Source organism: Streptomyces endophytica (assembly GCF_026153355.1).
Taxonomy (GTDB): domain Bacteria; phylum Actinomycetota; class Actinomycetes; order Streptomycetales; family Streptomycetaceae; genus Streptomyces; species Streptomyces endophytica.
Genome location: NZ_CP110636.1, coordinates 2,390,020 through 2,409,499, shown reverse-complemented (window position 1 = coordinate 2,409,499; position 19,480 = coordinate 2,390,020). Strand labels below are relative to the sequence as shown.

The following is a 19,480-nucleotide window of genomic DNA, read 5'->3' as shown; positions in this document are numbered from 1 at the left end:
CTCTCGCCATGTCCGTACCCCGCACCGGGGCACGAGAGAGGGATCCCGCGCACCGATGACCACGCGCCTGACCACCGTACGACACACCGCCCGACCCTCCGTACGACCGTCCCGCGGACCGCCCGCCACCCCCGGCCACCGCCTCGTCGGCCGGGCCGCCACCGCCGCCGCGCTCGCCGGCGCCCTCGGCCTGGGCGCCGTCCCCGCCGCGACCGCCGCGACCGCCGCCGGAACGGACCACGGCGGCGGCTGGCACCAGGACGGCCTGTCGCTGAACGCCGCCGAGAACAAGAAGGTGGACGCCTTCGTGGCCCGCGCCCGCCGCGCCGAGCGCTCCATCAGCCCCGAGGTCCGCGCCGCCGCCAAGATCAGCCACGCCGAACTCGTCGGCTTCGACCACCGGCTGAAGTCACCGGACTCGCTGAAGCGGAAGGTCGCCACCGCGATGCGACAGACCCCGGGACGGACCGTCGACCAGTCGCTCGGCAAGATCAACGACGCGGTCCGGTTCACGCTCCAGTGGCCGGACGCGACGTACAGCCAGGGCGGCACCGCCTCCGCGCTGCTGTCCGCCTGGGGAACGACTCCACCCGCTGGTCCAACACTGGGGCCGTACCGACGGCTACAAGGCGATCAACTCCGCCTGGCGCGCCCCCCGCTCCCACCAGCTCTTCGAGGTCCAGTTCCACACCCGCGGAGCAAGGCCGCCCAGCTGGAGACGCACAAGCTGTACGAGGAGCAGCGCCTGCCCCACCCCGCCCGAGCGGGTCCGCGAGCTCCAGGAGAAGCAGAACGCGCTCTTCGCGGCGGTGCCGGTCCCGCCCGGCGCGGAACGGCTGACCGCCCCGTCCCGCCACCTCTCCCCCGACCCGGCCCGCCGTCTGCCGGACCCGGCCCGGAACCCCGAGCCGAGCCGGAAGCCTGAACCGGGTCGGAACCCCGAGCCGAGCCGGGCCCCTGAACCGAGCCGGGACGCCAAGCCGGACCCGAACCCGAGCCTGGATCCCGTGAACTCGCATTAAAACCCGCCCTTGGGGACAAACGGGACACAGTTCGCTGACGGAACGAGCCGTCCGGGGCCCGTGCCCGGGCCGGCTCACGTACTACGCGTACCTCCGCATCACCCCGCGCGGACCTCACCCCGTCCCGGAGCTCACCCCTTCACGAAGGCCAGCACATCCGCGTTGAGCTGCTCGTGGTGGCTGGCGTAGATGCCGTGCCGGCCGTCGGGTACTCCTCGTACACCGCACCCGGGATCAGCCGGGCGGTCCGCCGGCCGGTGAGCTCCACCGGCGCGGACATGTCGGCCGCACCGTGGATGACCAGCACCGGGACGTCGATCTCCGGCAGCGTGGCCCGCTGATCGTTGTACAGCGACTCCCGCTGCGCCTGCAGCGTCGCCCACGGCGAGGCCGACAGGCACTGCGCCAGGGTGTGGTCCACCAGAGCCGGGGAGACGTCGTTGCCCAGGTGGGTGGCGAAGAACGCCTGCGCCTGACGGGTCAGCCACTTGGGCCGGTCCTTCCGCAGCTGCGCCATCGTCGCCGCCACCGCCTCCTCCGGCACACCGTCCGGGTTGTCGTCGGCAGCTGCCAGGAACGGCAGCATCGCCGCGATCAGCACCGCCCGGCTGACCCGCTCCGAACCGTGCCGCGTCAGATAGCGCGCGATCTCCGCGCCGCCCAGGGAGTGCCCGATAAGAGTGACGTTCCGCAGGTCGAGGTGGTCGAGCAGGGCGGCCAGGTCGTCAGCGGTGGAGTCGATGTCGTACCCGCCGGCGGGCCGGTCCGAGCGGCCGTGACCACGCCGGTCGAACGCCACACAGCGGAAGCCCAGCTCCGCGAAGAACGGCAGCTGGTACTCCCACATCTCGGTGTTCAGCATCGAGCTCGCCACGAACACCAGCGTCTCGCCCGTCCCGTACTCCTCGTACCACAGCTGCGTACCGTCGTGCGTCTCGAAGAACATGCCGCTTCCTCCCCGCTGCGAGCGGCTCCTGCCGCCCGGTGTCCTTGACGCACACAAGCTTCGCGGCAGAGCCCCGACGGCTCAATTACCCATGAGGTCATGTGCCGGCTACCGGCTGCCGGGAGAAGGCGAGGGGGCGGCCGGAAGAAGTTCCGGCCGCCCCTCGCGGGTCGTGGGCGCTCTGCGCCTTCCCACTACGCCTTCGGCGCGACCTTGCTCAGCCCGTTGATGATCCGGTCCATCGCGTCGCCCCCGTCGGGTCGGTGAGGTTGGCCAGCATCTTCAGCGTGAAGCGCATCAGCAGCGGATGGGTCAGCCCGCGCTGGGTCGCGATCTGCATGACCTTCGGGTTGCCGATCAGCTTCACGAAGGCCCGGCCGAGCGAGTAGTAACCGCCGTAGGTGTCCTTGAGGACCTTCGGGTACCGCTGCAGCGCCAGCTCCCGCTGCGCGTACGTGGCACGCGCCTGCGCCTGCACGATCACCTCCGCCGCGATCGCCCCCGACTCCATGGCGTACGCGATGCCCTCACCGTTGAACGGGTTGACCAGACCGCCCGCGTCACCGACGAGCAGCAGCCCCTTGGTGTAGTGCGGCTGGCGGTTGAAGGCCATCGGCAGCGCCGCGCCGCGGATCGGGCCGGTCATGTTCTCCGGCGTGTACCCCCACTCCTCCGGCATCGACGCGCACCACGCCTTGAGGATCTCCCGCCAGTCCAGCTCCCGGAACGCCGCGGAGGTGTTCAGCACGCCCAGCCCGACGTTGCTCGTCCCGTCGCCCATCCCGAAGATCCAGCCGTAGCCGGGCAGCAGCCGGTCCTGCGCGCCGCGCCGGTCCCACAGCTCCAGCCAGGACTCCAGGTAGTCGTCGTCGTGCCGCGGCGACGTGAAGTACGTACGGACCGCGACGCCCATCGGGCGGTCCTCGCGGCGGTGCAGGCCCATCGCCAGCGAGAGCCGGGTGGAGTTGCCGTCGGCGGCCACCACGAGCGGGGCGTGGAAGGTGACCGGGGTCTTCTCCTCACCGAGCTTGGCGTGCACACCGGTGATGTGGCCGGTCAGCTCGTTCACGATCGGCGCGCCCACGTTGCAGCGCTCGTACAGCCGCGCGCCGGCCTTCTGCGCCTGCCGCGCCAGCTGCTCGTCGAAGTCGTCACGCTTGCGGACGAGCCCGTAGTCCGGAAGGAGGCGAGTTCCGGCCAGTCCAGCTGGAGCCGGGAGCCGCCGCCGATGATCCGCAGGCCCTTGTTGCGCAGCCAGCCCGCTTCCTCCGAGATGTCGATGCCCATCGCCACCAGCTGCTTGGTCGCGCGCGGCGTCAGCCCGTCACCGCAGACCTTCTCCCGCGGGAACGCGGTCTTCTCCAGCAGCAGCACGTCCAGACCGGACTTGGCGAGGTGGTACGCGGTGGCCGAACCGGCCGGCCCGGCACCGACGACGATCACATCCGCGGTGTTCTCCGAGAGGACGGTGCTCTCCGAGGGAGCGGTGGTCTCCGAGAGGGCGGTGTTCACGGAATCGGTCGCGGGCTCGGTCGCGGAATCGGTCGCGGACTCGGGCGCGGGCTCGGACGCGGACTCGGTCACGGCGGTGTCTCCCGAAAGTCGATATCTGGATATCTGGGTGCCGACCGGCACCGGGCATGTGCAGTCTATGGGGGCCCCGGTGATCAGCACCTGAAGGGTTGTCCCATGAAGCCGAAGGGTTGTGCCATGAAGCCGAAGGGTTCGTCCCAGACCCCGCCGACCCGCCCCAGCACCCGTCGACCACCTCCCGGACCCCCTCGGCCGTGCCCGGACCTCGCCCGGACCGGCCGCTGCCCGCCGTCGAACTCCGCGTGCCCACCGACGAGGACGCGCTGTACTGGCACCGGGCCTTCAACGATCCGGAGGTCATGGAATTCCACGGCGGCGCCCCCGCCGAACTCTCCGTCTACGAAGAACTCACCGCCCGCCAGCGCCGCCACCACGCCGAACTCGGCTTCTGCCTCTACACCCTGCTCGACCCGGCCGACGGTGCCGTCATGGGCTTCACCGGCGCCCAGCCCTGGCCCGGGGACTGGGGCCCGGTGGGCGAGATCGAGATCGGCTGGCGCCTCGGCCGCGCGTACTGGGGCAAGGGCTACGCCACCGCCGCGGCCACCGCGGCCCTGGAAGCCGTACGAGCAGCGGGCGTACGGGACGTCGTCGCCATGGTCGACGCCCGCAACGCCCGCTCGATCGCGGTCACCCGCCGCCTGGGCATGCACCACGCCGAAACGCTGCTGAAGCCGCTGGACGGACGGACGGCGCACTGCTACCGGTTGGGGGTGTGAACCGCGCACCGCTACCGGTTGGGGGCGTGAGGGGAACCGGAGGTGTGTGGGGGCAGCGGGGGCAGGGTGAGTGTGCCGGGCCCTGCCCCCACAGTGCTGTGCCGCTCCCACAGCGCTGTGCCGCTAGTCCACGTCGACGTCAGTCCACGTCCACATCGCTGACGGACCAGGTGCTGAGCGCCGTGCTGAAGACCTTGTCGTTCTCGGGGTCGTACAACACGTCCAGGCACTCGTAGTAGACGCTGTACTCGGTCCCGTCCTCGGCCACGTACGCCTGGTCGACGGCGTGCACGGTGTTCCCGGTGTCGTTGACGTACGTGAACTCCCAGCGGGCGCCCGGGCGATGGGCGAAGGTGTTCTTCTTCAGCTCCACCCGCTGGTAGTTCGTCCGCTTCTTGGCGCCCTTCTCCAGATTCTCGAAGTTCCCGTACGAGGACGTAGGGGCGTGCGCGATGACCCCGATACGCAGGTACTGCTTGCCGACCGGGGCCGTGTAGTCGACCTGGGTGCCCTTCACCGAACGCGTCCAGTCACTCTTCACCGCGAGGGAGAACCCGTACGGGTCGTACTTCTGGACGAAACCGTCGGGGAGGCCGGCGGTCGCCCCCGGGGTGGGGCCTCCCGCGGGGTCACCGGTGGTCGTGGGGGCGGGGGACGGCGACGGGGACGCCGAGGCCGAGGGCCCACCGGCCTTGTCGGCGGAGTCCGACTTGGGGTTGTCGGCGTCCTTGGGATCGCCGGTGTTGCCGCGGCCGCCGGCTTCCTTGTGGTTGCCGGTGTCATGGCTGCCGGAGTCCCGATGGGCCAGGAAATACAGCCCTCCCGCGGTCGCACCCCCACCGACCAGGAACGCGGCGAGCGCCAGCGCCACCCACGTCACGGCCCGGGGCCGCGACCGCGCCTCGGCCGGGGCGGCGGCCGAGGCGTCGGTCGGTGGGGCAGCGGCCGGTGGGGCGGAGGTGAGCGGGGCGTCGGTCGGTGGGACGGAGGTTGGCGGGACGGAGGTTGGCGGGACGGAGGGCGGAGCCTGGTCGCCACCCGCCGCCGGGGACTGGACGGGCGCCCCGCCCTCCGCCGGGGACGGGACAGGAGCAGGCCCCGCCGTCGGGGCCGGAGCGAACGCCGCAGCCCCAGGTGCCACATCCAGCACAGGCGCCACATCCGGCCCAGGCACCATCGGAGGCGTCGAAGGCGTCGAAGGCGTCGAAGGCGTCGGAGGCGTCGGAGGCGTCGGCGCCATCGGAGGCGTCGGAGGCATCAGGGGCATCTGCGGCGCCCCCGCCGCCCCCGTCATCCGCCGCAGATACGAAACGACCAGCACCGCCCCGAACACCCACAACAGCGCGAACAGCAGCGTCTCCGCACCGCCCACGGCGATCTCGCCATGAGCGCCCAGGGACTCGCCGCCGCCGTACCCGCTGCCGTAACCGCCGTAGCCCTCGCCATAGCCACCGCCGTAGCCGTAGCCACCGCCCGCCCGGAACGCCGCGCTCGCGCTCGCCCCCGCGACCAGCACCAGCGCCATCAGAGAAACCACGAAGAGGCCCGCGGACAGCAGCTGTTCACGGCGGTCGGCGCTGCGCCGTACGACCAGGAAACCGACGAGCAGCGCACAGACCAGCCCGCCGACGATGACCCCGAACAGCCAACCGCCGCCCTGATCCCCGAGCTCGCCGTAGCCGATCGACTGACGGCCGGAGGGGTCGAGGAACGGGATGTCCGGAAGGGTCCATTCCGCATTCAGCGGCGCGCCCCACGCCATCGCGAGGGCCAGCGCACCGATGTTGGGCAGCAGCACCAGCATCGCCACTACGGCGCCGCCACTGATGTCCTGCTTCGCCGTGGCGAGCATCGTCACGACCGTGACGATCCCGGCCAGGGTGACCACCGTCAGCAGCGCGAACAGCGCGGTACGCAGCGCGCCGACGGCAAGTTGCCACGCGGGCCGCGCGGCGAGCCACGCCCCCGCTTCGGCCCGGGCCATCGCCACCCCGCCCACCACGGCCGCCAGCAGGAACGACCACAACAACGAGAGGAACGGCGCCGACGACAACTCCACACCGTCGTACGAAGGCTGCGCCAGCAACCCCAGCACGAAACTCCCCGCCCCACACAGCACCGCAACCCGCAGCACCGCTTCCACCACACCGGGCCCACTGCCTGCACCGGACCCACTGACCGCACCAGTCCTACTGGCCACACCGGCCGTGCCACCCATTCCGGGGGCAGTACCGGAGGGCATCGGGACAGTGCCGGAGGAGAGGGCGGCCGGCCGCAAAACCCTCCGAGCGGCGAACACCAACACCCCCGCCCAGGCCGCCGTCACCACCAGCGGCACCAGCGACAGCGTCGCCTCACCCGCGAGCCGCCCGCCGAACGGCCCGAACGATTCAGACATGTTGCCCGATATCGCGACGCCACCACCCACACTCTGCAGCAGCAACGCCAGCGCGATCCGCATCCGTACGCCCCACCCGAGCCCGCCCGAGTGCGCATCGTCCGCGAAGAACATCGCCGCCACACCGGCGAGCACCAGCAACAACGCCGTCGGCCACACGGCAACCTTCGCCGCCGCCAGCCAGTCCCCCTTGCCCACCCGAACCAGCAGCCCCCCAAGACCCGAGGCGGAAGGAACCCCACCCACCACAGGCGGCGCCCCAGGCACAGGCGGCGCCCCTGGAACAGGCGGCGCAGCAGAAACGGGCGGCGCACCAGAAGGCGCAGGTGGTGCAGAAGGCACAGCCGGGACAGCCGGGGCACCCGGGACAGCCCCTTCAGACAACACCCCAGGCGATGGCGACGAAGACGAAGAGGGAGACGGCGACGGCGACGGCGACGGAGCCGAAGAGGAAGACGGCGATGGCGACGACGACGCGGCCCCCCGCCGCTCCCGCCCACAACCCATACAAAAACGGGCCTCCGGCGGCGAGGCGGAACCACAATCCGGACAGAACGACGACAAGACGGACTCCGGGAAGGTCAAGGAACATCGCCCGCGCCTACCGCGAGCGACCGTAACCTACAGACACCACCCCGCCACCCCCGGTTCCCCGAACCACTCCCGCCCCAGGCCAACGCCAACCCAGGCCAACGCCGCCCCCAGGCGAACGCCACCGCCAGGCCAACGCCAATCCCAGACCAACGCCGATCCAGGTCAACGCCGATCCAGGCCAACGCCAATCCCAGGCCAACGCCCACCTCACGCCGAAGCGATCGCCGCCCCGTACCCGCCGCCATCGCGTCTCAGCATCAGCGCACCAAGGCATCAAGGCATCAAGGCTCGCCCCTCAGCGAGCGCCCATGTGCCCGGGCCGGCCCGACACCTACGCCGGCTTGGTCCCCCGGTGCAGCGCCACGATCCCGCCGGTCAGGTTCCGCCACGCCACCTTCGACCACCCGGCACCCTGCAGCCGCGCCGCGAGCTCGGGCTGGTTGGGCCAGGTACGGATGGACTCGGCCAGGTAGACGTACGCGTCCGGGTTGCTGCTGACCGCCCGCGCCACCGGGGGCAGCGCCCGCATCAGGTACTCGGTGTACACCGTCCGGAACGGCGCCCAGGTCGGCTCGCTGAACTCACAGATGACGACCCGTCCGCCGGGCTTGGTGACCCGGTACAGCTCCGCCAGCGCCGCGTCGGTGTCCTGGATGTTGCGCAGCCCGAAGGAGATGGTGACCGCGTCGAACACCCCGTCCGCGAACGGCAGTCGAGTGCCGTCCCCCGCGGTGAACGGCAACCACGGGTGTCGCTTCTTGCCCTCGGTCAGCATGCCCACGGAGAAGTCGCACGGCACGACGAACGCACCGGTCCGGGCGAACGGCAGCGAGGAGGTGCCGGTCCCGGCCGCGAGGTCGAGCACCCGCTCGGCCGGCCGCGCGGCCACCGCGCGTTCCACTTCCTTGCGCCACAGCCGCGCCTGCCCCAGGGAGAGCACGTCGTTGGTGAGGTCGTACCGCGCCGCCACGTCGTCGAACATCGCGGCGACTTCGTGCGGCTGCTTGTCCAGGGATGCTCGGGTCACCCGGCCATTCTCCACCGTGCCTCGCCCGCGCCCCGCCCGGGGCACGCCCCGGTGGGGGCCGGGATGCCTGGGGGCCTTGCCGCCTGCTTCCTTCCTTGTTCAGGCAACGATTACGGAGAGTTATTTGTTCCCCGTATCATTACATAGAGTGAGGAATGTTGGCTAGTGGCGGCGGTGGAGTAGGCGGCCGGCGAGGACGGTGGCCAGGGGGGTGCCGTCGGGCGCGAAGACGGCGAAGTTCGCGGGGCCGCCGACCTGGAGGCTTCGGGGGCGGGGGGCCGGGAGTTCTTCGAGGCCGGAGCGTTGGACGGCGGTGCGGACCGCGGGGCGGGTGAAGGGGCCGGTCAGGGCCGTGGTGCCGGTGGCGAGGAGGCGTTGCAGGCCGCGGCGGGCGCTGGCGCCCCAGCGGGTTTCGGTCATGTCGAGGGCCGCGAGGGCCTCGCCCGTGAGGGGTTCGGTGCCGAGTTCGTCGGCCTCGCGCGGGTCCGGGTGGTAGGCCGCCTCCAGCAGTGCGGCGCCGTGGGGTTCGTGGCGGCCGGGGGTGAGGGTGCCGTCCCACTCTCGGAGGCGGGCGCGGTCGCCGTAGGTCGTGGCGAGTTCGTCGTACGGGCCGATGGCGGCGATGCGCGATCCGTCGACGACCACGCCGCTGTCACCGATCAGCACATCGCTCGGACTGTCACCGATGAGCGCATCGCTCGGACTGTCACCGATCAGCTCATCACTCCGATCGTCACCGATGAGCGCATCACTCCGACTGCCCGCCATGAGCTCATCACTCCGGCTGTCACCGATGAGCACGTCACTGTGACCGGTGGTCAGGCCGCTCGGATCGGCGATCGTGCCGGTGGTGCCGGTGGTGCCGGTGGTGTCGGTGGTGTCGGTGGTGTCGGTGGTGCCGGTGGTGCCGGTGGTGTCGGTGGTGTCGGTGGTGTCGGTGAGGTGGACACCTCGCCGGGCTCGGTGAAGTGTCAGCACGGGAGGCCTACTTGGCTTCGATGAGCTTCAGCTCGGGGTGGGCGGTGCCGCCCTCGATGGCCGTCGAGGAGAGGTGGGAGACGACGCGCTCGTCGACCGGGTCGTTGGCGGGATCGTCGTGGACGACCAGGTGCTCGTAGGTCGTCGCGCGCTGCGCCGGGACCCGGCCCGCCTTGCGGATCAGGTCGATGATCTCCATGCGGTTGGAGCGGTGCTTGGCGCCGGCCGACGAGACGACGTTCTCCTCCAGCATGATGGAGCCCAGGTCGTCCGCGCCGTAATGGAGCGAGAGCTGGCCGATCTCCTTGCCGGTGGTGAGCCACGAGCCCTGGATGTGGGCGACGTTGTCGAGGAAGACCCGGGCGAGCGCGATCATCCGCAGGTACTCGAAGATCGTGGCCTGCGTCTGGCCCTTCAGGTGGTTGTTCTCGGGCTGGTAGGTGTACGGGATGAAGGCGCGGAAGCCGCCCGTACGGTCCTGGACGTCGCGGATCATCCAGAGGTGCTCGATCCGCTCGGCGTTGGTCTCGCCCGTGCCCATGAGCATCGTGGAGGTCGATTCGACGCCCAGATTGTGGGCCGCCTCCATGATTTCCAGCCAGCGCTCGCCGGACTCCTTCAGCGGCGCGATCGCCTTCCGGGGACGGGCGGGGAGCAGTTCGGCACCGGCGCCGGCGAAGGAGTCGAGACCGGCGGCGTGGATCCGCTGGATCGCCTCTTCGATCGACACTCCGGAGATGCGGGCCATGTGCTCGACCTCGGAGGCGCCGAGGGAGTGGATGACCAGCTCGGGGAATTCCTTCTTGATGGCCGAGAAGTGCTTCTCGTAGTACTCGACGCCGTAGTCGGGGTGGTGGCCGCCCTGGAACATGATCTGGGTGCCGCCGAGCTCCACGGTCTCCGCGCAGCGCCGCAGGATGTCGTCCAGGTCCCGCGTCCACCCCTTGGCGGTGTCCTTGGGCGCGGCGTAGAAGGCGCAGAACTTGCAGGCCGTCACGCACACGTTGGTGTAGTTGATGTTGCGTTCGATGATGTACGTCGCGATGTGCTCGGTGCCGGCGTAGCGGCGGCGGCGTACGGCGTCGGCGGCCCGGCCCAGCGCGTGCAGCGGCGCGGAGCGGTACAGGTCGAGCGCTTCCTCCGGCGTGATGCGGCCGCCCTGCGCGGCGCGGTCGAGTACGGACTGGAGGTCGGCGTTCTCGGTCACCGGGGCGTCCCTTTCGCAGGCGGGCATCACAACGGACCCAGCGTACGTCAGCCCACTGACAGCCCCTTGGCAGCCCCTGACCACTGACCTGATCGGTGAACTGACCGGTGAACTGAACCACTGACCTGATCGGTGAACTGACCGGTGAACTGAACCACTGACCTGATCGGTGAACTGACCGGTGAACTGAACCACTGACCGGCCACTGCCCGACCGCCGGCCTGACCACCGACCCGACCCGACCCGACCGCGACGGCGAGCCCCTCACTTCTTCGTCAGTGTCGCCTTCGGTGTGCCGCCCGCCGGGTCGTTCGAGGTGAACGCGATCGTGGTGCCGTCCTTGGCGAGCGTGTACGTCACCCGGGACTTGTTGCCGGTGCAGCCGGGCCCCTGTTTGCCGTCGGGGCGCTCCAGGAGGACCAGGCGCTGGTCGGTCGCGGATTCCAGTTTCGCCTTGGCCTCGCAGCGCACCAGGATCGCGTCGTAGGTGGTGTGGATGACGTAGTCGCCCTTGCCGCCGGGGGTGATGGTGCTGGTCATGGTGCCGTTGGGGATGCCGTGCGAGGTGGTGATGCTGCCCGTCCAGGTGCCGAGGAACGGTTTGGCGACGGCGAGCGGGCCGTCGTGGCCACCGGGGTCGGTCGGGCGGCCGGACGGAGTGTGGCCGGTCGCCGGCGGCTTGGCGCCGGCGGCGTCACCGCCCGTCTTGGGCAGCAGGGTGAAGACGAAGCCCGCGGTGGTCGCGGCGGCCACCGCACCGGCCACCGAGAGGACGAGCGTGCAGCTCACCCGGCGCGGACGGTCCGGGTCCTTGCCGCTGACCGCCCCGGTGAGCGCGACCCTCCGCTCCTTCCCGGGCGCGGGCCGCCCCTCCGGGACGGGCCCTCCCGCGCCGCCGCCCGTTCCACCGCTCGTGCCGCGCCCCGCGCCGGGGCCCATGCCGTGGCCCGCGCCGGAGCCCAGGTCGTTGCCCGCGCCGAGTCCCATGCCGTGGCCCGTGCCCGGGCCCGTCCCGTGTCCCACCCCGCCGCCCGTGCCGGTCGGCAGGCCCGCGAGGTCGGGGGCGGTCGGGAGGTGGGGCCCACCGGGGTAGCCGGCCCCCGGAACCTGCGCCGGCGCGTCGAACGGCACCAGCCCGGACGCGGGAACCCCCGACCCGCGCGCCCCGGATACCGCCGCCCCCGACCCGGGCACCCCGGACGCCCCCACCCCGGACCCGGGCACCTCAGACCCAGCCACCCCGGACACAGCCACCCCACCCCCGGTCGCCCCCGCGCCACCGTCCCCCGCGTCGGGGTTCAGGTCGAGGTTCAGCAGTTCCACGGCCTGGCGGCTGACCCGTTCGATCAGGGGGCCGGGCAGCCAGCCGGCCCGTACGAGGTTCGCCGTGCCGCCGCCGCCCTCCCCCGCGAGGCGCGCCACGAGGCGTGCCGCGAGGTCGGCCGGGGCGGGGCGGTCCGCCGGATTCTTGGCGAGGCAGCGGGCCACCAACTCCCGTAGCTCCCCCTCCAGTTGGGGTCCGAGCTCGGGTTCCTCGTGGACGACCTTGTAGAGCAGGGAGGCCGAGGAGTCGCCCGGGAACGGGCTGGCGCCGGTCGCCGCGTAGGCGAGCACCGCGCCCAGCGAGAAGACGTCGGCGGCGCCCGCCGCGCCCTTCCCCAGGATCTGTTCCGGTGCCATGTAGCCGGGCGATCCCACCGAGACCCCGGTGGTGGTGAGGGAGGCGGTGCCCTCCGTGGCGCGCGCGATGCCGAAGTCGATCAGCACCGGGCCGTCCAGGGTCAGCAACACGTTGGAGGGTTTGACGTCGCGGTGGACGAGCCCGAGCGCATGGACGGCGGCCAGCGCCTCGGCGAGTCCGGCGCCCAGCACCCGTACGGAGCGTTCGGCCAGCGGCCCGTACTCGGTGACGGCCTGGGTGAGGGACGGCCCGGCGACGTAGCCGGTGGCGACCCAGGGGACGGCGGCGTCCGGGTCGGCGTCCAGTACGGGCGCGGTCCAGGCGCCGCCGACCCGCCGCGCCGACTCGATCTCCCGCCGGAAGCGGGCCCGGAACTGGTCGTCGACCGCGAAGTGGGCGTGCACGGCCTTCACGGCGACGGTGCGCCCGCCGGCGCTGCGCCCCAGGTACACGCGGCCCATGCCGCCCGCGCCGAGCCGGCCGAGCAGCCGGTACCCGCCCAGGACCCGCGGATCGTCCCCTGACAGCGGCTCCATGGCCCCGCCTCCCCCTCGATACGGCGGCCCCAGCTTAGGGGCGTCGCCCCCTGGGGTCCCGGCCCGGGCACGTGGTGGGCCATGAGGCGGCGAGCAGGGGGACGGCCCCGGCCCCGCCCCCCTCCGTGACGCCTCTCGTGACGCCTCTCGTGACGCCTCTCGTGACGCCTCTCGTGACGCCTCTCGTGACGCCTCTCGTGACGCCTCTCGTGACGCCTTCCGTGGCCACCCGTCGCAGCGGATCCCCGATGCAGCGGATACCCGCTCAGCGGTTACCCGCCGCCCCCAGCAGTTCCACCTTCACGTCCGCCGGGAACCCGGTCGTCGGGCCGACCCGCCGGGCGAATTCCGTGACGCCGCGCAGCTGGTCGGGGCCGAAGCGGAAGTCCAGGGTGGTGAAGTAGCGCTCCAGTACGGGCTCGTCGAAGGTCTCCCAGCGGGCGGCCTGCTCGGCGACCTTGCCGACCTCCTCCAGGGAGAGGTCGCGGGAGGCGAGGAACGCCTCGTGGACCTTCTGCACCACGTCCGGTTCGCGCTCCAGGTAGGCGCGCCGCGCCGCCCATACGGCGAAGACGAACGGCAGGCCCGTCCAGTCCTTCCACATCTGGCCGAGGTCGTGGACCTCCAGGCCGAGCCGCGGGCCGTCGTGCAGGTTGGCGCGCAGTGCGGCGTCGCCGATCAGCACGGCGGCGTCCGCCTCCTGCATCATCAGGCCGAGGTCCGGCGGGCAGGTGTAGTAGTCGGGCCGTACGCCGATCTTCTCGGCGAGCAGCAGCTGCGCGAGGCGTACGGACGTCCGCGAGGTGGAGCCGAGGGCGACCCGGCCGCCGTCGAGCTGCTCCAGCGGCTTCTGCGAGACGATCACGCAGGACATCACCGGGCCGTCGCAGCCGACCGCGAGGTCGGGGAAGGCGACGAGGTCGTCGGCGGCGCGGAGGAATTCGACGAGGGTGACGGGGGCGATGTCGAGTTCGCCGCGGATCAGCTGCTCGCTGAGCTTCTCCGGCGTGTCCTTGCTGAGGTCCAGATCGAGGAGCGTGCCGGTGCGGGCGAGGCCCCAGTAGAGGGGCAGGCAGTTCAGGAACTGGATGTGGCCCACCCGCGGCCGGCTGCGACGGTGGTCGGCGTCGGCTCCTGCGGGTGCGTCTTCGAAGGTTGAATTGTCCACATGCGGAGGCTAGACCCGGCAGCTTCGGACCAGGGCGCCGGGGGCGCCGTATGGACGTTAGTGCGGACGGTTAAACGTGATCTTTGGCTCTTCCGCCTCACGAGGTCACCATGCTACGCTCAGCGCAAGTTGCAGTTTGGTTTCCCTTGCAGTACAGAGCCTGCGGAGCATGTAACCCGCAGGCTTTTGTAGTTTTCAGACTTGTTTGCAGGTTCTGGAGCAGGGCAACCCTTTGGCCCAAGGAGGGCTTATGGCTACCGGAACCGTCAAGTGGTTCAACGCTGAAAAGGGCTTCGGCTTCATCGCCCAGGACGGCGGCGGCCCGGATGTCTTCGTCCACTACTCGGCGATCAACGCCTCTGGTTTCCGCTCCCTGGAGGAGAACCAGCAGGTGAACTTCGACGTCACGCAGGGCCCGAAGGGTCCGCAGGCGGAGAACGTCACGCCGGTCTAAGTTGCCCGGCCCGGAATTCTTCCTGGTCGCATCTCAGTAGTACCCAAGGAGCCCTGCTCCGCCACTTCGGTGGCGAGCAGGGCTCCTGCCTTTTGTCCCGCCTTTTCCCGCACGTTGTGCGCGGCGCGCTCATGTCGCATGCATGTCATGCCTGCATGTCACGCGCGCATGCCACCCCGGAATGTGACCGCGCCCCGGAATGCGGCCTCGCCTCGGAATGTGGCTGCACGCGACGCCTTTACCACAGTCTCCCCATGACGTGTTAAGGAATTTTTCCCGGCGCGGGCATTTCGCCTGGGCGGGCAGGACGCCCGGCGCGCCCGGCGTGCCGGGTGGCGCGTACGTCGGCGCCGACGCCGACACGCCGCTCTGACCGCCGCTGAGATCCAACAAACAAATGTGCGATAAATGCGCGCCAAAGTGATCACGGAAAGTGGTCACATGACAACATGACGCGCCCTACCGTGGGCAGAATGAGCGAGCAGTTGCCTCCGCAGAAGCCCTGCCCCGACTGCTGCGGCAGAGGAACCGTGGATTGGGAAACACCGGCCGGCGACAAGGTCACCACGCAGTGCTCCGGGTGCGGCGGCACCGGCACCGTCCTGGCGTAGAGGAGGCGAAGGCGACGTCATGGCAGCAGCAGCGGCCTTCGGTAGGAACGGCAAGCCGGTCGGGCTGGAAGCGGAGTACGTCGGCAGGCTGCCGTGCTGCCACTGCGGCATACGGTCGATGAAGCTGCCCGGGCGCCAGGGCGGGGTGTGCATCCCGTGCTACGCCGACGAGTGCGCCGCGGCCGGCCGGCGGGCGGCGACGGCCGGGGGCTGGGTCACCGCGAGCTTCGTGGGTGATCCGTGTCTGGCGTGCGGTTCGCGGGCCGTGGACGCGAACGGCTGGGCGTTCTGGTGCAACTCCTGCGAGATGCAGACGGCGGTGGCACTGCCGCCGCAGTGATCCGCGGCGAGCGCTCTTACGCGCCTCTACGCCCCGTTACGCGCCGCTCGGCGCCCCGCCCCGTGCCCCCTTGGTTGCCCTGTCTACCACCCACTCCGCGGGTAGCGTTGGTCATGAGGCATGAGCCTGACACACACGCACGAGCCGTTGGCCGCCGCCATGTTCAACAGCCGAGCAGAATCCGAACGCAGCCTCACCGCGCCGCTGCCCGCACCGCGGTACATGGCCTGGTGGTGGTGGAGCGGCCTCGGCTTCGCCGGGCTGACGGTCGCCCTGTGGCAGGCCGGGGACGGCCGGCCGGCGTGGCAGGGCCACGGCCTCGTCGGCGCGGTGGGCCAGGTCTTCGGCGGCGTCGGCGCCGTCTTCAAACCGACGAAACCCGGCGGCGCCTCGATCGGCTCGCGGCTGGCGTTCCTGCTGATCCTGCTGGTGCTGCTGTATTTCCTGTGGCGGGCGACGCGCGCGTGGCTCGCGTACAAGCCCGGCGCGGTGGACGTCCAGCAGCTGGAGGACGCCACCCCGTTGGGCACGCCGAAACCGAGCAATGTGGACCTCACCGCCAGGCTGCGCCGCCGCCTCTCCGACAGCAGCATGTACCCACCGGCCACGCTCCCCGCGCAGGCCCCCGCCGAGTCCTTCCTGGAGCTGCTCGGCGACGTCGAGATCGACCCGGACAAGCTGGGGACCGCGCTGCCGAAGCTGCTCGGCCGGCTGCGCCCCAAGCTGGCCTACCGGGTCAGCGGCATCCTCCAGTACCGGGACGGCGTGCCGGACCCGTACGGCATGACGGTCACCGTCACCGCGTTCCTGTTCGGCGGCTCGCGGGCCAAGGACGTCTGGGGCAGCGACTGGGACGACGTGATCCGCAAGGCGGGCAGCTGGACGGTCAGCACCCTGCTGCCGGTGACCCGTGCGGGCCGGCTGCCGCCCTGGCGCCGCTGGTGGGGCCAGGAGCTCAAACCCGAGCTGTACGAGGCGTACCAGGAGGCGAACGCGCTGAGCCGCGAGGGGCGCCACCACGAGGCGCTGGAGCAGTACTTCACCGCCGTACGCCTGGATCCCGTCAATCCCTATCTGCGGGCCGAACTGGCGGAGACGCAGGAGAAGATGGGGCTGCACATCGATGCGCTGGACACCTGCCAGCGGGCACTCACCCTCGACGGGCAGAGTGCGCGCGGATATCGCAAACGGCTGTGGCTCAGCCACTGGAATCCGCACCCGCGGCGGCTGCGCTATTTCCGGCACCCGCGCCGCTACCGGGAACTGATCGGGCTCCGGTACCGCAATTCGATCATTCTGGGCACGGCCGAGACGACCGCCGAGCAATGGGTCACGGGAGCCGGCACCAATGACCCGCAAACCTGCGAGAACCTCATTCCGCTGCTCGTGGACCGCTACTGGCCGGCGGCCCTCGGGCTCGACGGCCGGCGCATCCCGCTGCGCCGGAAAGAGCGGAAACGGCGGAAGGAAGCGGGCCGGAATTCGCTGCGGCAGACATTGCGCAGCGGGAACCCCGCCGCAATCCGTCTGGTGATGCAGCGCGCCGCCGTGCAGGAAACGGCGCGCCTCGCCGCCGATGACGCCTGGGCCCGCCTCTGGCTGTACTGGCCCGCGCGGCTGTGGAGTTGGATCCGGATCTGCTGGCCCGCCTCCTATTACCAGAGCGTGCGCGGGACGAACTCGCCCGTCACCCGCGGCGCGTTCCACATCAACCGGAGGGTCTGGGCACCGCTCCGCCTGACCTGGGCGACCAGCGCGTACGACGCCGACCGGCACCCGCACACGCAGACGCACCCGTACAAGTGGCGGTGGCCGTACACCTGGCGGCTCCCGGTCAGCCGGCTCTCCTGGAAGAAGCTGGAGATCCGGTCGCTCCGTTGGCGGCTCCGCCTGGCGGCGCTCCTCTGGACGCGTCGCGACTGGCACACGCACTACAACGCCGCGTGCGTGTACGCCGTGGCCATGTACGCACACCGTTGGGACCGGAGCACCCAGCGGCAGCTCGCCGCGCGCGCCATCGCCCACCTCGCCCAGGCGATACTGGCCACGCGGAGCACGGCCGCCACGGTCGAACGGTCCTGGCTGGTCGAGGAGGACCCCGACCTGGCGCTCCTGCGGCACAAGGGCACGCTGCCCAATACGCACTTCAACAACTTCGTGCGGACGGTCTACCCGAGCGCCGAGGTCTTCGAGCAGAGCCCGCCGAGCACCCGGACCGACGCGCAACTACGGGAGTACGACCACCGGCTCCTGGTGGAGATCGCCAAGGTGATGCAGGAGGTCTGGAACCAGCGGTGCGAGCAGGGTGCGGCCGATATCCAGTGCGCGACGGAATGGCTCCGCGTCGAGCGCAGTATGTGGAAGTCCGTATGGGAGATCGCCGACCCGGGCAGCCGGCGCAGATGGCAGGACCGGGTGAGTTTCATCCGCTATCTGCAGGCGAACTGCCAGCCGGTGGCGACATCCGCGCTGGGCTTCCCGCCCCCGCTGGTCCCGGAGGAAAAGGCCGGGCAGAACGGTCACCCGGATTCCGGTGCGATCGAGAAGACGCTGACCGCTCTCCAGCACGACCTGGAAGGGCGGCGGGGCCTCGCCCGCGCGAACGGCTCTCTCGGCCGGCCCTTCACGAACTGCCAGCAGGGCCAGCAGGTGCTCAGGGCGGCCGCGACGGACGGGGTGACGCAACTGAGCGCGAAGCGGGTCCAGCGGCTCTCCACGGGTTACGCGGCGGCCTGGCAGACCCTCGACGACTGGCTGGAGGGCGAGGCCGACCACGAGGCGTTCCGCCAGGCGCTGATCGACGTGCCCCAACTGACGCGTCGCCGCGTCACCGCGCTCCGCGAGGCGAGAACGTTGCGGATTTGACCGCGGTCACGAACGCGTCCCACGCGTGCGCGGGGATGACGAGGGCGGGGCCTTGGGGGTTCTTGGAGTCGCGGACGGGGACGATGCCGCCGGGTACGTTGTCGGCGACTTCGAGGCAGTCGCCACCGGATACGTTGCTGTAGCTGGCCTTACGCCAGCGGGCAGCACCGGGGAAACCCTCGGCGACCTCGATGCATTCGCCGCCATCGCCGTTGCTGTGGCTCGACTTACGCCACTTCGCAGCGCCCCTGAACCCCTCCGCTATTTCGATGCAGTCTCCGCCGCTGCCGTTGCTGTGGCTGGACTTACGCCAGTGGGCAGCACCGACGAAGCCGTCCGCTACCTCGATACAGTTTCCACCGTCGCCATTGCTGTAGCTGCTCTTGCGCCAACGGGCGGCTCCCACGAACTCTTCCGCCACTTCAATGCAGTTTCCCCCAGAACCGTTGCTGTAGCTGCTCTTCCTCCAGCGGGCGTTGCGCAAGTCAGGCTCGTTGATGGCCATTTCGGAGATCCCCAGCCGCATCCTCGATAAGGGCGAGGGACGCCTCAGGCGGCAGTGCGGCGGCCCTGAGCCGATCGTACGACCTGCGGTAGTCCTTCACGAGAGCCGGATCGTCGATGGTGTCACCGGTGTGGAGCGACTCCGTGTAGACCAGCGGCGGGGCGTCGGAGAACGCCATGATCATGGCGGTACCGAGCATGAACGGGTGGGCTCCGCAGTTCCACGGGAGCACCTGTGGAGTGATACGGCACCGACGCGCCAACGCCGTGATGTGGTCGAACTGTTCGGCCATCGCGTCCGCCGGGAGGATCGGCAGCCGGAGCAGCGATTCGTGCAGGATCACCCAGTACTCGGGCCTGACCGGGTCGTCGAAGAGCTCGGCTCGCGCCAGCCTCGCGGTGACCTTGGCGTCAGTGTCCTCGGGCGGCTCCACGGGATGCGTGGCCCGGACGACCGCCCGCGCGTACGCCCCCGTCTGCAGCAGACCCGGGATGAGGCTGGGGCACCACTCCTCGATGAGGTCCGCGTGCTTCTCGGCCTCCAGGACCTTCTCGAAGTACTCCGCATGCCCGCTCCGCCGCGCCTTCCGCACGTCCTCGCACCGCCGCTCGAAGAAGCCGTCCGTCTCCAGCACCCGGTCCACATGCCGGGCGAGGTCCAGCGGCATGCGTCGCGTCCCCCGCTCGATCTCGCTCAGGTAGCTCGCCGCGTAGAAGCTGCCGTCGACCGTTTCCTGGAGCGTGCGGCCCATCTCTTCGCGCTTCCAGCGCAGCTCGGCGCCGTAGAAGGCGGGGACGCTCGCCGATCCGTCAACGTCTTTGCGTGCGGGCATGGTT

The 19,480-nt window shown here is 70.8% G+C and carries 15 protein-coding genes and 3 pseudogenes; 6 read left to right on the top strand and 12 right to left on the bottom strand.

All coding sequences use genetic code 11. The features are described 5' to 3' along the window. Nucleotides 1-190: 190 nt before the first annotated feature. Nucleotides 191-875 (top strand): annotated as a pseudogene (locus tag OJ254_RS10865) (ATP nucleotide 3'-pyrophosphokinase); the annotation flags it as partial. A gap of 286 nt (nucleotides 876-1,161) precedes the next feature. Here the strand turns inward: OJ254_RS10865 and OJ254_RS10860 are convergent. Continuing rightward, the gene (locus tag OJ254_RS10860) at nucleotides 1,162-1,968 is read right to left on the bottom strand and encodes an alpha/beta fold hydrolase (RefSeq protein ID WP_265362174.1); all 807 of its coding nucleotides are present in this window, start codon (nucleotides 1,966-1,968) and stop codon (nucleotides 1,162-1,164) included. A gap of 194 nt (nucleotides 1,969-2,162) precedes the next feature. Then, nucleotides 2,163-3,480 (bottom strand): annotated as a pseudogene (locus tag OJ254_RS10855) (geranylgeranyl reductase family protein). A gap of 275 nt (nucleotides 3,481-3,755) precedes the next feature. Between OJ254_RS10855 and OJ254_RS10850 the strand changes: the two are divergent. After that, a complete protein-coding gene (locus OJ254_RS10850; RefSeq protein ID WP_265362173.1) occupies nucleotides 3,756-4,280 on the top strand; it encodes a GNAT family N-acetyltransferase in 525 nt (174 codons plus the stop codon). Nucleotides 4,281-4,419: 139 nt separating this feature from the next. Here OJ254_RS10850 and OJ254_RS10845 read toward each other — a convergent pair whose 3' ends face one another. From OJ254_RS10845 to OJ254_RS10815, 7 genes are all read right to left on the bottom strand, one after another. Further along, a complete protein-coding gene (locus OJ254_RS10845; protein ID WP_265362172.1) occupies nucleotides 4,420-6,876 on the bottom strand; it encodes a hypothetical protein in 2,457 nt (818 codons plus the stop codon). A gap of 178 nt (nucleotides 6,877-7,054) precedes the next feature. Beyond that, the gene (locus OJ254_RS10840; protein WP_265362171.1) at nucleotides 7,055-7,189 is read right to left on the bottom strand and encodes a hypothetical protein; all 135 of its coding nucleotides are present in this window, start codon (nucleotides 7,187-7,189) and stop codon (nucleotides 7,055-7,057) included. Nucleotides 7,190-7,603: 414 nt separating this feature from the next. After that, nucleotides 7,604-8,299, bottom strand: a complete 696-nt coding sequence (locus OJ254_RS10835) for a demethylmenaquinone methyltransferase (RefSeq protein WP_261956990.1) — start codon at nucleotides 8,297-8,299, stop codon at nucleotides 7,604-7,606. Nucleotides 8,300-8,461: 162 nt separating this feature from the next. Beyond that, nucleotides 8,462-8,986, bottom strand: a complete 525-nt coding sequence (locus OJ254_RS10830) for an imidazolonepropionase-like domain-containing protein (protein ID WP_265365117.1) — start codon at nucleotides 8,984-8,986, stop codon at nucleotides 8,462-8,464. A 298-nt stretch (nucleotides 8,987-9,284) separates the two neighbouring features. After that, nucleotides 9,285-10,484: a cyclic dehypoxanthinyl futalosine synthase gene (mqnC, locus tag OJ254_RS10825; RefSeq protein ID WP_265362170.1), complete on the bottom strand. Its 1,200-nt coding sequence runs from the start codon at nucleotides 10,482-10,484 to the stop codon at nucleotides 9,285-9,287. 264 nt (nucleotides 10,485-10,748) lie between these two features. Then, nucleotides 10,749-12,701, bottom strand: coding sequence for a serine/threonine-protein kinase (locus OJ254_RS10820; RefSeq protein ID WP_265362169.1), 1,953 nt, complete (start codon nucleotides 12,699-12,701; stop codon nucleotides 10,749-10,751). A gap of 265 nt (nucleotides 12,702-12,966) precedes the next feature. Continuing rightward, nucleotides 12,967-13,869, bottom strand: coding sequence for a menaquinone biosynthetic enzyme MqnA/MqnD family protein (locus OJ254_RS10815; RefSeq protein WP_265362168.1), 903 nt, complete (start codon nucleotides 13,867-13,869; stop codon nucleotides 12,967-12,969). A gap of 250 nt (nucleotides 13,870-14,119) precedes the next feature. Between OJ254_RS10815 and OJ254_RS10810 the strand changes: the two genes are divergently transcribed. From OJ254_RS10810 to OJ254_RS10795, 4 genes are all read left to right on the top strand, one after another. Continuing rightward, entirely contained in the window at nucleotides 14,120-14,323 is a 204-nt protein-coding gene (locus OJ254_RS10810; protein ID WP_003984261.1) for a cold-shock protein, read from the top strand. Nucleotides 14,324-14,796: 473 nt separating this feature from the next. Further along, complete coding sequence (locus OJ254_RS10805) at nucleotides 14,797-14,934, top strand: hypothetical protein (RefSeq protein WP_158745259.1); 138 nt, start codon at nucleotides 14,797-14,799, stop codon at nucleotides 14,932-14,934. Between the two features lie 19 nt (nucleotides 14,935-14,953). Continuing rightward, nucleotides 14,954-15,274 (top strand): hypothetical protein, encoded by a 321-nt coding sequence (locus OJ254_RS10800; RefSeq protein WP_265362167.1) that lies wholly within the window; start codon nucleotides 14,954-14,956, stop codon nucleotides 15,272-15,274. Nucleotides 15,275-15,394: 120 nt separating this feature from the next. Continuing rightward, entirely contained in the window at nucleotides 15,395-18,139 is a 2,745-nt protein-coding gene (locus OJ254_RS10795; RefSeq protein ID WP_265362166.1) for a tetratricopeptide repeat protein, read from the top strand. Here the strand turns inward: OJ254_RS10795 and OJ254_RS10790 are convergent. The 3 genes and pseudogenes from OJ254_RS10790 to OJ254_RS10775 form a co-directional block, all read right to left on the bottom strand. Further along, entirely contained in the window at nucleotides 18,102-18,404 is a 303-nt protein-coding gene (locus OJ254_RS10790; RefSeq protein ID WP_265365116.1) for a DUF397 domain-containing protein, read from the bottom strand. The two genes, OJ254_RS10795 and OJ254_RS10790, sit on opposite strands and share 38 nt — an antisense overlap. Continuing rightward, nucleotides 18,399-18,644, bottom strand: a pseudogene (locus tag OJ254_RS10780) (DUF397 domain-containing protein); the annotation flags it as partial. The pseudogene OJ254_RS10780 and the gene OJ254_RS10790, both read right to left, overlap by 6 nt. Then, on the bottom strand, nucleotides 18,625-19,476 hold the full coding sequence (locus OJ254_RS10775; protein WP_265362165.1) for a helix-turn-helix domain-containing protein: 852 nt from the start codon (nucleotides 19,474-19,476) through the stop codon (nucleotides 18,625-18,627). The pseudogene OJ254_RS10780 and the gene OJ254_RS10775, both read right to left, overlap by 20 nt. Between the last annotated feature and the right edge of the window lie 4 nt (nucleotides 19,477-19,480).

Bases quoted from the DNA above. Each gene is read 5' to 3' on its own strand.
- OJ254_RS10860 (WP_265362174.1), bottom strand. From the start codon at position 1,968: ATGTTCTTCGAGACGCACGACGGTACGCAGCTGTGGTACGAGGAGTAC.
- OJ254_RS10810 (WP_003984261.1), top strand. From the start codon at position 14,120: ATGGCTACCGGAACCGTCAAGTGGTTCAACGCTGAAAAGGGCTTCGGC.
- OJ254_RS10805 (WP_158745259.1), top strand. From the start codon at position 14,797: ATGAGCGAGCAGTTGCCTCCGCAGAAGCCCTGCCCCGACTGCTGCGGC.
- OJ254_RS10795 (WP_265362166.1), top strand. From the start codon at position 15,395: ATGAGCCTGACACACACGCACGAGCCGTTGGCCGCCGCCATGTTCAAC.
- OJ254_RS10820 (WP_265362169.1), bottom strand. From the start codon at position 12,701: ATGGAGCCGCTGTCAGGGGACGATCCGCGGGTCCTGGGCGGGTACCGG.
- OJ254_RS10775 (WP_265362165.1), bottom strand. From the start codon at position 19,476: ATGCCCGCACGCAAAGACGTTGACGGATCGGCGAGCGTCCCCGCCTTC.
- OJ254_RS10800 (WP_265362167.1), top strand. From the start codon at position 14,954: ATGGCAGCAGCAGCGGCCTTCGGTAGGAACGGCAAGCCGGTCGGGCTG.